An 11,984-nucleotide genomic window follows, 5' to 3' on the forward strand; every position below is an offset into this window, starting at 1 on the left:
GGATGGAAAACACGAGGCTTTCAAGTGTGGATGGTATGGCAACCTGAAGGTTGTCCAGCATCATTTGTCCCTGATAGTTGAAGTTTTTAGGTGTCAGGTCAAGGTAGAGGTCCTTTTTGCCCCATATCCAGTAGCTCATGACCACACATGACATTATCGCGGATATTACGGTTGCCCATGCCGCTCCGGCGATTCCGAAGTTGAGGACATATATGAATACAGGGTCCAGGATGATGTTGAGTATTGCTGTTACTGCGATTGCGATTGTTGCCCTTCTCATATCCCCTTCGGATCTGAATATTGCTGAGGCAACTCCGGAATATACGAATACGAAGAGGAATCCGAATATGATGTAGCTGTAGTCCATTGCGTATTGTATGGTGTTTCCGGCACCCATGAACTTGAGAATAGGCACCATGAACACTTCGATGATCACTGTGAATATCACTGATACTATTATCGCAAGGAGTATCCCGTGAAGTCCTGCATTGTTTGCCTGCTTGATGTTTCCGGCTCCGATGTATCTTGCGATGAGTGAGTTTGCACCGGCTCCGATACCGTTTCCAAGTCCCACCAATACCATGAATAATGGTGTGATGAATCCCACTGCCGCCAGGGCGTCGGCTCCAAGCCCCGCCACCCATATGCTGTCTGCAATGTTATAGAGCATGATGAGGAGCATGGAAACCATCATTGGCAGGGCCAGTTTGACTATGGCCTTTTTTGGGTCTCCTGTTATCATTTCAATGTTTTTACTTTTATTAGCCATTTTAATCTCCTTTTAAATTTAATTCCATTGTCTTTATTGCTATGTCCTTTAATGCCTTTTGTAGTAATTCCTTTTCTATAATGTTTTGGTCGAAAACTTCCTTTTCCCATTTTTTAAGTAGGTTAATGCTTTCGGTTAATGTCTCTTCCCCCTTATCGGTGAGGGAGATGATGTTCTGCCTTCGGTTGGCATCGTCGATTTGGCGTGTGACCAATCCCTTTTCCTCAAGTTTGCGGATTGACCTTGCAACCGCTCCCTTGTTGATGTTGCATCTTGTTGCGATTTTCTCCTGGTTGATGTTTTTTTGGTGTGATATCTCGAAGAGAAGATGCTGTTGTGAGGCATTGATTCCGTATTCCTCCAGATGATGGTTGAGGTATATGGTATGGCCTCTTGAAATCATTGTGATTAACTTACCTACGGGAAGAGTTTTCGCATCGATTATTTTAAACTCTTCTAGTGACATGATTATCAGCTTATGAATGATTTTAAGTCATAATTATCCTGTTTGACTTCCTTGGTTGTCAATTGTAATGTTTTAAGCGGTTTTTTTGAGTATTTCTCCATTTGCTTGAAGCTTGACTCGAATCCGCTTTTTCCTGCTGTGAGGAAGAACTTGACGTTGTTGAAGTCATTATTGTTGAGGTATGAAATCAGCGGGTTTGCAGCCTTTGAAGCCCATACAGGCCCTCCAACGTATACCACATCATAGTCCTTAGGGTCATAGGCCATCTCTTCCAGGTCGATGATTTTCTCGCTCATGGCGTCTTTTCCGCCTCTGATGTAACCTAGTTTTCCCTGGTAGTTGACTTTGGGCCTGATTTCCTCAATGTCTGCGTTAGTCTCACTGGCTATTTTTTCGGCCAGTTTTCTTGTCGTATTGGTTCTTGAATAATAGACTACTAGTGATTTCATAGTATAATTATTAATATGTCATACTATATAAACTGTTGCATTGTCAACTATTGACGGTGCAACTGTTGAACGGCAAACAAAATGAAAAATACAGTGACGGTGAAAAAATAAAGGAATGGTTTTTAGAACTTGAACAAGTTCCTGGACCATTTGAAGTTGTGCTTAGCATCCAAAATGAATTCGTCAAAAGTCTTGTCAAGCTGACCGTACTCCTTCTCAACAATCTTCTGCTTTTGACCAACATCCAAGGAGGTATCCTTAAGCTTGTCGAAAACAGACATTTGCTTATCCAATTCAGCAATTTCCCTTTCCAACTCAGCCTTCTTATCATTAACCTCTTTGATTTTACTGTCAAGCACAATGTCACTTTGAATCTCAATGGTTTCCTTCATATCAAAGAGAATGTCAATCGCCTCACCAACACCGATGTCATTATCCTTTAAAATTTGAATCTTTTCAGCCTGAGCTTCTGTTACATCAATTTCCATTTTCATAAATAAATCCCTCAAAAATTATAATATAATATTATTTATTATATCTCATAGTACATATATTTATTAATTTAGGCAATCATAAATATTAATATGGACAAGCATAGAATCGCAAAGACAATCTCAACATTCACCAACCCGCCAATCATTTGCATACCGCTGTTTTTAATCATCTGCCTGACATTGTCAATCAAGCACAACCAGGACTTCTGGACACTTGAGATCGTTTCACTCGTGTTTGCCTCAATACTGCCGATGGCAATCATAATGATATGGGCGAAACTCATCGGAACGGACAATGACATATCAAACCGTTCAGACCGCTACATCCCATTGATCGTGGGGATAGTTTCATACTTCATCGGATTTCTCATATCACTGTCAATGCACCTGGACAATTTCCTGACCTGTCTTCTTCTATGCTACACGGTCAATACCGGCGTGGTGCTTGTAATTACCACAAAGTGGAAAATCAGCGTCCATACAACAGGACTCTCCGGTCCGAACGCCGCACTCATACTGTTGCTGGGTCCTATTGGAGCACTTTTCGGGATACTCTACCCATTGGTCATATGGTCAAGGGTGCTGCTTAAAAAGCACACTCTCGCACAGGCAATCTCCGGAGGAGCGCAAGGGTACTTCCTGACAGTTCTTGAAATGTATCTCTTCATGAACATCCTGAACCTTCCGATTACTGGAATGGTGAGTTTAGCCGATTCCATACTCTACATATTAGCAATCATCACAACACCAGTGATTCTTGGAGTGCTCAGCTACACAAGCAAGTCAAGGAGACTGTTCATAATCCTTGAACTGGCATGCCTGGCACTGTTCATGCTGTTCACCCCGTTCAACATCTGGTGGATATTCATAATAATCACTCTAGCCTCAGTGCTAATCACCTATTATGCAGGAGACGAGTTCATCTGGCATGATGTCCTAAGCTAGATGCTTTTAAGACCATTCATTAAGTTCAAATAGAATTTCAAGCCCAATATAAGGCAATATCAGAAGTGATTAGATGATTCAATGGGCATCGTCATTTCAAAAACACCCTCATACAGGCCAAATCCAACACAAGCATTGACGGAAATCAGCTTGAAAAAGGCGTAACAATCGAATCCGACTGCAGCGTGACATTTAAGAAAATCAAGTTAAGGAGGATAAGAAAACCTTCAAGGCCAAAACCTCATCCAATGGCATTTTGAAAATCAACACCAAGGATTTGAAGAAGGGGAAATGTAAAACCGGCATCATCTACAAGAGCTCCGACCATAACATCAACAGGAAAGTCATAGTCGGAATCATTTAATTTTCTCATATTCGTTATAGTCCTTTGACTTCAGGACATCCTGGAAGAACTTCCTTTTTACCGGCCCGAGCTCATCAAGAAAGTCATCATAATATGGACCCTGTTTAATTTGTTCATAGTCTCTTTTAATTAGGTCAAACATGTGTGGCTTGTGTTTTAATGGCATGTCTCTTAAAGCAAATCGAGGCCCGTTTATCTTATAGGCAAGAAGGTCATACCTATACACATCATACCATCCATTTTCAATGAAAATTCTCATAAGTTCCTGGCCGGCAGGCACGGTGTCGAAGAACTTCTCATCAACAACGTTTGTAATGGAGGATTTATGCTTTCTTCTCACATACAGGTACTTCTTGACGATGGATATCCTCTCACATTTAAGGTAAACGTAAAAGAAGAATGGCATGTCCTCAAAAAATATTCCCTCCGGGAACCGGGCATTGATCCTATTTAAAAACTCATGACTGTAAATCTTCTGGCAGACCCCCACCGACAGGTCGAAAATGGAACCCCTGGTCTCGGAGGGGTGGAATGCACGATTTTCAAATGACTCGTCAAAGGATTTCATGTCAAACCAGTCATTCGGATAATACCTCTCACCGTCAAAGTTGATCATCTGAAAAAAGGTCATGTCAGCACCATACCGGGTGATTTGCCCATAAGCGGTGCTTAACGCATCCTCACAGTACCAGTCATCGGCATCAAGAAACATCACATACTCACCACATGCGATATCAAGGGCATTGTTCCTGGCAGCCCCCGGCCCCTGATTGGCCTGGTTGATGAGTTTAATCCTTGTATCATCAAAACCGTCAATGATTTCTAGCGTATTGTCTGTTGAGCCGTCATTGACGATGATGAGCTCAAAATCATCGAAAGTCTGATTCAGGACAGATTCTATTGCCTTTCCAACATATTCCTCACCATTGAAAACCGGCAGGATCACAGTGATTTCAACCATATACTACATTATAAATATAATTCCATATAATCATTTCTAAAATCTTTAAATACCTCTAAAAATAAACAATTATTATAGGAAAAGGTGTTATATGATTAGAAAAATAATATTGGTAATTTTAATTGGTTTCATCATGGCATTAAGCATCAACACTGCCCTTGCCGCAGACAACACTACAATGGACACTACACTCAAATCCTCAAATGCAGATGCAGATACAGGCTTGAAAACATTCACTGACCTTTCAAATGAAATTAAAAACGCCAAGCCTGATTCCCAAGTCCATCTGAAGGGAACATATAAATATGACAAGAAAACGGATGCGCTGCTTAAGAATGGGGTGTGGATAACAAAGGACATTACAATCGTAGGGCAGAAGGGATGCACCATTGACGGCAACAGTCTTGCAAGATGCTTCAACGTCAAAAAGGACTGCAGGCTACAGTTGGAAAACGTTAAAATCAAAAACGGATACACTACGGAAAACGGTGCAGGAGTCAAGCTATACTCCAATTCCAAACTGATCATCAAGAACTGCGCATTCGAAAACAACATCGCGAAAAACTCAAACGGCGGCGCGATAGAGGCCAAGAAATCATGCACCATAAAAATATACTCATCCTCATTCAAGAACAACAAGGCAACATCCACCACCAAATCACTTGGAGACGACAAGAGGGGAATGGGAAGCGTCATCAAAACCTCAGTCGGCACCACCCTAGTGATAAAGGACTCCAAGTTCAGCTCAAACGAGGCGTTCCTGTCAATGATACTCGTTGTAAGCGAAAGCGGAAAGCTTAAAAAAACAAGCACAATCAACATCGACAAGTGCACATTCACAAAAAACAAGTCCCAGCACAACGGCGTGGTCTACAGTGACGAGTACGGGAAATGCACAATCAAGAATTCAAGGTTCAGCCATAATCACTCCCCGAAAGGAGCCGGAACAATCGTTGTGGAATCCTCAAAATACGCCCTTATTAAAAACTGCGAATTCTACAAGAACAAGGGCTGCAACGGAGCCGGAGTCAACGTTAAAATATACAAGCACAATGACAACTCAAACGTCAGGATAATAGGCTGCAAGTTCAGCCACAACACCGCATCAATGTACGGCGGCGCAGTGTGCAGCGTCGGGGGAAAAGTGATCATCAAGAAAAGCGAATTCAAACACAACAAGGCATCAATATTCGGTGGCGCAGTATATGCTCGCCTGGGAAAGCTTGACGTTTCATCATCCAAATTCAAGTACAACAAGGCCTGCTACGCAGGGGCATTGTGCCTTGCATGCAAGAAGTCAACAGTGAAGCATTCAAGCATCACAAACAACAAGGTATACTACCTATACAGTTCAGTTTACAATATAAAGCACAATAAGCTCATCAAATGCCATGTGAAAGCAAACAAGAACCTTAAGTACTCAAAGATACACTTGCACAAGTCCGGAAAATACATCAAGGTCAAGGTCACAAACTACAAGGACGAGCCGGTTAAAAAGCGCGTCAAGCTGGTGTTTACCGGCTCCAAGAAAATCACAACCAAATGGTACAAGACCTCAAAGAAAAAATCGATCAAGATAAAGATTCCTAAATCCCTCAAGGGAGATTGCAAGGTTACCATGAAGGTTAAGAATGCCAAGTATTTCAAAAAGACAATTAACATTAAGGCATGATTCCTTTTTTAACCATATTGGTGATGCGATAAAAGTTTACGTTATCGCCATTGCTTAAAATTTTATTTACAAGGTCATGGGTGACATCCATCAAGTTGAAAATGCCTGAAACACACAATACGGCAAATAATGCCCGTGCAATCATCAATTGATTCTTATCTTCAAGTAAGATTATTAAAATTGACAATAAAAACCATAAAATCGCAACAGAGGAAATCATATACCTGACAGGTATATATTACAGACAATATCCTTATGAAAATCCATAGAAAAAACAATATAATTTCGTCTAATGAATAGAAAAAGACTATTTGAAGACGACTGCCTTGCTCAACACGTAATTCAAAACAACAACAATCACCTGAACAATGATTTTGGAAATGGCATCGCCAACAAACAGGACATCGATTAAAAGCCACATTAGTCCAGTGTCAACCACTCCTGAAAAAATGCGTCCTGCAAAAAACAGAGCCATCTCCTTAAGGATATCATTGTTTCGGCTTTCAAAAACCCATATCCTGTTGGTCACATATGCAAACAATACCGATAATGTCCATGCCAGGATATTTGAGATTAGATAATTGACACCGAGTAATCTTGTGAAGAACAAATAAACTGCAATGTTAACAAGAGTAGTTAATACTCCAAAAAATATGTATAAAAACAATTCACGCTCAATCTTCATTTCAATCAATATTTGACTCTTTAATAATGTAAATAGGTCTTCTTTTAGTTTCAATATAAGTTTTTTCAAGATACTTGCCTAAAATCCCAATTGTGAACAATTGTATGCCACCCAAAACAATTCCACAAAGACCACTTTTTCTACATTTCCGATTTAGGCTTATTAATGTGTCCAGCAGGACAACCAATGTACTTCTACAAAGAATACACTGAAAAAAACGAAGATCAAGAAAAACCTGACAAAATAAAAAGACTCTACAACAATTATTACGCATGTAAACACTGCATTCACCGAGAATCCTGCTTAACAGAAAAACAAACACATAAAACCATCACAGAAAACGGCGGAAGATTAGAAAGAGCAATGTTCTTTAAAATGAAAAAAGAAGAATACAAAAAAGAATTCAGCAAAAGAACCTGCGTAGAAGGGCCATTTGGAATATTCAAAGAACAATATCACATAGACCAAGAAATAGTCATTGGAATGGTAAAAACTGAAGAAAGACTCAACTTAGATGCAGTAGCATACAATATAAAAAGATTATACAACCTAATTCAAGGAGAACAAAACAATAAAGAAGATATAGTAGATTTCTGCGAAAGCATATCTACTACACACCAATTAAAGCTCGATGTAAACATTTACTAAACTCAACAATCAAAAATCAGTTTTGGCGGACACCCTTTAACGAAAAAAAAATTAATGAATATGACAACCAATACATTTCTAGAGAAACTCCATAAATGATTTAAAATATCATTTTAATGAATAAACATTAAATCCTCCTTTTTTATAAATCAAATCATAATTATCCAATTTTTTATCCAAATTAAGAACAACATAATCTGTTTGATTGAAATTTTTTAAAGAGGAATCCTCATCAAGAATAAGCGGGTCAACATTTAAATACCAACGCATTATCCTAGAATGATGATAAAATGATGCAAAAGTTTTATCATGATAATTTCCATCATACTCCTTAATAAAATCACAAACCTCCATGTAATCATTCTCAAAATCATGAGCGAAAACATCCCTGTACATTTTTTTTGATTCATCATAATCCATAGGATTATTAACAACTGAAACGGTTAACAATAAAAATATTACCAAAATGACAATTGTAACAACATTTTTAATATTAAATTCAAATAACTTTTTACCATCTAAAAATCCAACAATAGCATTTAAACCCCAAATTACAAAGTAAATAAATGGAGGAATAAAAAACAATGAATATCTTGGAACCTTAACAGTGTATAATGACATAAACGTGAAAAATAGTAAAAAATATGCTAAAAATAATAAGTCGACAGATAAAAACTTTTTATTTGAAACACACTTATCTAAAAGTGAAAAAAATATCAGTATAATAATACACCATAAAACATTAATCGCCATATGATTAGGAATTTCCTTAAAAATAATAAAAGCAACTAAAATTAAAATCACACTAGAAAACAACAATATTTTATATAGATTCTTAGTTTTAAATGATTTTTTATCAGAATTAAATTGATTAAAATTCCTTATAAAACTAACCACGCGGATTCCTAACCCAACAATGAAAATACCGTATAATATATCCATGAAAATATTGGAATGATACCCGGCTAAGAATAAAATATCCGTGAAATGGTCCATGTAATAAGACTTGTCATTATTAAAATCAATAATATTACTTGGAGTTTGAGTGCCATTAAATGTCTTTACAGACTGTTCAAAAAAGGTCAATGAACCTCCAAAGTCTAAAATTAAAGTTTTAGATATTATTAAAAATAAAATAATACTTATTATCAATGATATAACAATATATTTAAATTCAATGGATTTAAGGTAATTTTTAAGTTTTTGGTTAAAAACAGCCTTATCGCTCAACAACAAATCAAGTTTACTTATTATATCCTTGTCCATAGCATAATATAAAACAATCAATGGCAATGCGAAACCCACAAGATACTTTGTAAAAAAGCCTATGACAAATAATGGGAATGTTATTAAGAAATATTTTGGATTTTTTTCAATAGATATTATTGCAAAAACCAATATCCAAAAGGTAATTGAAATCGCAGCAAGATCAATCATTCCCCTAGTGGTATTAACTATAATTAAAGGTAAACTTCCATATATCACAACACCAATTAAGCTTAGTAACGGATTGAATCTATTTTTAAACAGGACATATAATCCAAAAAACCCTAAAAAGTTTATAAAACTTACGACCAAAATTATTGCATTCTTATCAACATAGCCCAATCTAAAGAATAATGATGATAAAAATGACAATATCGGAGTGTAAAATAGTTCTGATGGATACACAACATTATAATAGTCCAATCCAGCATATTTTAAACCACTGAGAAGATAAACCGCAATATCCGGATTGGATATGCATGCGGACCAACAAAAATCAATCATTTTAAAAATTGAAAATGATGAAATGAATAATAATATCATTAAATAGACAAAATCATCTTTACTTAAATTCCAATCGCTCCAATTCAATTATATCCACCTTAATTATTTTTTAAAAGAATTCTTAATCTTTCTAAGAGGTCCCGTAAGTTTCCAACTTGAAGAAGACAGAATTTCTTTATTTAGTTTAGATAATTTTTTATTTTGAGTTTTTAACTTCTTATTTTCTGTTTTGAATTTTGAAAGTTCATTTTTCAAATCATAAATCATATTGTCCCTACTCATAATTTTTCCGTTAATGCAATATGATTTTAAGATTTTAACATACTCATCAAACTTCTGCTCTTCACAAATCTTATGAGCATTATCTCCTAATTTTTCCTTCAATTCAGTATTATTTACTAAAAATTTAATTTTATCGGCTAATGCATCACTTGATTCATATTCAACTAAATATCCACTAAAATCATTAATAACAATGTCTCTAAAACCTCCGGCATTTTCAAATGCAATAACTGGTTTTTTTGCATTGAATGCCTCCAACACTACTGATGGAAATGGATCTTCCCGTGAAGTTAATAAGAATATATCGCATGAATCATAATATCTCATGATTTCTTTTTTATCTGAAATGAAACCTGTTACAATCAGATTTTTAGAATAATTAATCTCATCCATATAATCATTTTGAAGATTTTCATTGATATATCCCACCCAGATAAATGTTAGATTTTCATTTTCCAATTTTTGGGATACCTCTAAAAATATGTCAAAACCCTTTCTTTCTTCACCACGACCCACATTTAATATAATTTGATTGTTTTCTGGAATATCATGTTTGCTTTCCAAAATTTTTCTGGATTCTTCCTTATTAAAATCATTAAACATATTATAAAAGCCTTGTGAATGAATTAATTTCAAGTTTCTTATTTTAAACATGTTTTCAAATTTATTAGCTACGAAAGTTGATGGGAAAACAACAAGATCAGCATGCTGAGCAATCTTTTTTGATAATTTTTCTGCTTTTAAACCTTTTATTACACCTGGTAATTCATGAACCAAACTTATTATATAAAAATCATGTTTTTTCAAGGTATCAATAAAATTAGCAGTAATTACAGTGTTTAAAATAGCACTTTCAAAATTTAAATTACTTAATTCATCAATATATTTTTCCATTTTTTCATTAGTATTCACAATGAATGTGGGAGCCATTTTTTTATACTCTTCAATTATAGGACCCTCTGACTTTACAAAAACAACAACTTCCATATCCTGTTTTTTAAACTCATTAATCATGTTTTTTAGAAGTATCTCTGCGCCACCATTATTCCCACTATGTCCAACCAATAAAATTCTTTCTTTACCGGAATTTGGAGAATAATATGAAAATATTTCTTTTTTGATAGAATCAATATTCTTATCAAGTACAATTTCGTCAGTGTTTTCTTCAAAGAGATTCAACCAATCATCGACACTGTCCTCAATTAGATAATTAGACAGCACATCATTATATGAATTTTCAATAATGGTTTCTTGAAGGTTTTTGTCTTCAATTAGCTTAATAATTTTTTCAGCCCATTCATCCGGAGAATTGTCACGCACCAACAATCCATTTTTTTCATTTTCAATACTAATAACATACGGACCTACATTACTGTATACTCCAGGAATTCCTAAAATGGCATACTCCAAATATTTAAGTTCACTTTTACATGTGTTGATATTGCTTTCTTCTAATGGTGCAATGGCAATATCCCAATTAACAATTTTTTTAAACCAATCTATAAATTTAAAATAATTCTGATGACCTGAAGGAACTTGAATCTGATTTGCAAAGCCTAATTCATCAGTAGTGCCTCCAATTAACTCAAAAGCAATTATTATATCTTTTTTTAAAAAATAATCCCTAACTTTTTTTATTGCATCTTTGATTAAAATTAAATCCCATGAATGATAAATTGAACCCATATATCCAATGTTGACAATGGTTTTAGAGTTTATTTTTGTTTTATTCTCTTGATTAAACCAATCACTAACCAATCTATTCGGGATTACAATAATGTTTTCGTTTAAATACACCAATTGATTTTTCAAATTGTCATTTGTAACAGTAACAAGATCTACATTTGAAATAATGTACTCTAAATTATCTTTTATTCCCATATAATAACTATGCCCAGGATTTGATTCATCCATATGTAAAAGATCATCATCAATTTCATAGACAAGTTTATAGTCAAATAATTCAGATTTCTCTATGAGGCTGTTAGCAATCTCAAAATCAAAATAATCCCTTTGCAGAATTATATAATCAAAATTAATATTATTATTTGAAATATCCTCTTTAAATTTAGGATAATCTTGCGGATATACAATGAAAAAATTATAATTAAGTTTTTTTGAAATTTCATTGAAAACTGTAACTAATCTTAAATCAAAAGGAACCCTATCCTTATAAAAAATACAGATGTTGATTTTTTCCCCATTCTTTTTTATTGAACTTTCAGAATATCTTTTAAAATTATCATACATTAAATTGTTCACCTCATTTGACAAAATAATTATTTTCAATTATTTTAACATACTTTTCCATTGTTTTATCTACGCTAGAAATATTTTTAACATCATTTTGCGCTCTTTTTCTAATTTTAAACATTTCATCAGCAGAGATATTTGTAATTTCTAAAATTTTATCAGCTAACATTTCAGGATTGTTAGGTTCCGTTATAAATCCATTGACCCCATCTTGTATTATTTCAGG

At 35.0% G+C, this 11,984-nt stretch carries 13 protein-coding genes; 3 read left to right on the forward strand and 10 right to left on the reverse strand.

The window, feature by feature from the left end:
* From QZU77_RS08900 to QZU77_RS08915, 4 genes are all read right to left on the reverse strand, one after another.
* The coding region (locus QZU77_RS08900; protein ID WP_295603239.1) for an MATE family efflux transporter at nt 1-769 on the reverse strand (769 nt) is incomplete at its 3' end.
* 1 nt (nt 770) lies between these two features.
* Entirely contained in the window at nt 771-1,235 is a 465-nt protein-coding gene (locus QZU77_RS08905; RefSeq protein WP_295603241.1) for a MarR family winged helix-turn-helix transcriptional regulator, read from the reverse strand.
* A gap of 5 nt (nt 1,236-1,240) precedes the next feature.
* On the reverse strand, nt 1,241-1,684 hold the full coding sequence (locus QZU77_RS08910) for a flavodoxin (RefSeq protein WP_295603243.1): 444 nt from the start codon (nt 1,682-1,684) through the stop codon (nt 1,241-1,243).
* Between the two features lie 122 nt (nt 1,685-1,806).
* A complete protein-coding gene (locus tag QZU77_RS08915) occupies nt 1,807-2,178 on the reverse strand; it encodes a hypothetical protein (protein ID WP_295603245.1) in 372 nt (123 codons plus the stop codon).
* Between the two features lie 90 nt (nt 2,179-2,268).
* On the opposite strand from QZU77_RS08915, the gene QZU77_RS08920 reads away from it, so the two are divergent.
* The gene (locus QZU77_RS08920) at nt 2,269-3,123 is read left to right on the forward strand and encodes a hypothetical protein (RefSeq protein WP_295603247.1); all 855 of its coding nucleotides are present in this window, start codon (nt 2,269-2,271) and stop codon (nt 3,121-3,123) included.
* A 356-nt stretch (nt 3,124-3,479) separates the two neighbouring features.
* On the opposite strand, the gene QZU77_RS08925 is transcribed toward QZU77_RS08920, so the two are convergent.
* Nucleotides 3,480-4,448, reverse strand: a complete 969-nt coding sequence (locus QZU77_RS08925) for a glycosyltransferase family 2 protein (RefSeq protein WP_295603249.1) — start codon at nt 4,446-4,448, stop codon at nt 3,480-3,482.
* A 91-nt stretch (nt 4,449-4,539) separates the two neighbouring features.
* On the opposite strand from QZU77_RS08925, the gene QZU77_RS08930 reads away from it, so the two are divergent.
* A complete protein-coding gene (locus tag QZU77_RS08930; RefSeq protein WP_295603251.1) occupies nt 4,540-6,120 on the forward strand; it encodes a right-handed parallel beta-helix repeat-containing protein in 1,581 nt (526 codons plus the stop codon).
* On the opposite strand, the gene QZU77_RS08935 is transcribed toward QZU77_RS08930, so the two are convergent.
* On the reverse strand, nt 6,110-6,340 hold the full coding sequence (locus QZU77_RS08935; RefSeq protein WP_295603253.1) for a hypothetical protein: 231 nt from the start codon (nt 6,338-6,340) through the stop codon (nt 6,110-6,112). The two genes, QZU77_RS08930 and QZU77_RS08935, sit on opposite strands and share 11 nt — an antisense overlap.
* An 87-nt stretch (nt 6,341-6,427) precedes the next feature.
* The gene (locus QZU77_RS08940) at nt 6,428-6,805 is read right to left on the reverse strand and encodes a GtrA family protein (RefSeq protein WP_295603261.1); all 378 of its coding nucleotides are present in this window, start codon (nt 6,803-6,805) and stop codon (nt 6,428-6,430) included.
* 165 nt (nt 6,806-6,970) lie between these two features.
* Between QZU77_RS08940 and QZU77_RS08945 the strand changes: the two genes are divergently transcribed.
* On the forward strand, nt 6,971-7,453 hold the full coding sequence (locus QZU77_RS08945) for a transposase (RefSeq protein ID WP_295603255.1): 483 nt from the start codon (nt 6,971-6,973) through the stop codon (nt 7,451-7,453).
* Nucleotides 7,454-7,561: 108 nt separating this feature from the next.
* On the opposite strand, the gene QZU77_RS08950 is transcribed toward QZU77_RS08945, so the two are convergent.
* The 3 genes from QZU77_RS08950 to QZU77_RS08960 all read right to left on the reverse strand — a co-directional run.
* A complete protein-coding gene (locus QZU77_RS08950) occupies nt 7,562-9,310 on the reverse strand; it encodes a glycosyltransferase family 39 protein (protein ID WP_295603257.1) in 1,749 nt (582 codons plus the stop codon).
* A 15-nt stretch (nt 9,311-9,325) separates the two neighbouring features.
* Entirely contained in the window at nt 9,326-11,755 is a 2,430-nt protein-coding gene (locus QZU77_RS08955) for a glycosyltransferase (protein ID WP_295603259.1), read from the reverse strand.
* Nucleotides 11,756-11,768: 13 nt separating this feature from the next.
* Nucleotides 11,769-11,984, reverse strand: a 216-nt coding sequence (locus QZU77_RS08960; RefSeq protein WP_394350528.1) for a glycosyltransferase, incomplete at its 5' end; no start/stop codon positions are given.

Source organism: uncultured Methanobrevibacter sp., assembly GCF_902774605.1.
In the GTDB taxonomy this organism is placed as follows: Archaea; Methanobacteriota; Methanobacteria; order Methanobacteriales; family Methanobacteriaceae; genus Methanocatella.

What these genes read in the sequence shown, in the direction of transcription:
- QZU77_RS08905 (WP_295603241.1), bottom strand. Translation starts at nt 1,235, where the DNA reads ATGTCACTAGAAGAGTTTAAAATAATCGATGCGAAAACTCTTCCCGTA.
- QZU77_RS08910 (WP_295603243.1), bottom strand. Translation starts at nt 1,684, where the DNA reads ATGAAATCACTAGTAGTCTATTATTCAAGAACCAATACGACAAGAAAA.
- QZU77_RS08915 (WP_295603245.1), bottom strand. Translation starts at nt 2,178, where the DNA reads ATGAAAATGGAAATTGATGTAACAGAAGCTCAGGCTGAAAAGATTCAA.
- QZU77_RS08920 (WP_295603247.1), top strand. Translation starts at nt 2,269, where the DNA reads ATGGACAAGCATAGAATCGCAAAGACAATCTCAACATTCACCAACCCG.
- QZU77_RS08925 (WP_295603249.1), bottom strand. Translation starts at nt 4,448, where the DNA reads ATGGTTGAAATCACTGTGATCCTGCCGGTTTTCAATGGTGAGGAATAT.
- QZU77_RS08930 (WP_295603251.1), top strand. Translation starts at nt 4,540, where the DNA reads ATGATTAGAAAAATAATATTGGTAATTTTAATTGGTTTCATCATGGCA.
- QZU77_RS08935 (WP_295603253.1), bottom strand. Translation starts at nt 6,340, where the DNA reads ATGATTTCCTCTGTTGCGATTTTATGGTTTTTATTGTCAATTTTAATA.
- QZU77_RS08940 (WP_295603261.1), bottom strand. Translation starts at nt 6,805, where the DNA reads ATGAAGATTGAGCGTGAATTGTTTTTATACATATTTTTTGGAGTATTA.
- QZU77_RS08945 (WP_295603255.1), top strand. Translation starts at nt 6,971, where the DNA reads ATGTGTCCAGCAGGACAACCAATGTACTTCTACAAAGAATACACTGAA.
- QZU77_RS08955 (WP_295603259.1), bottom strand. Translation starts at nt 11,755, where the DNA reads ATGTATGATAATTTTAAAAGATATTCTGAAAGTTCAATAAAAAAGAAT.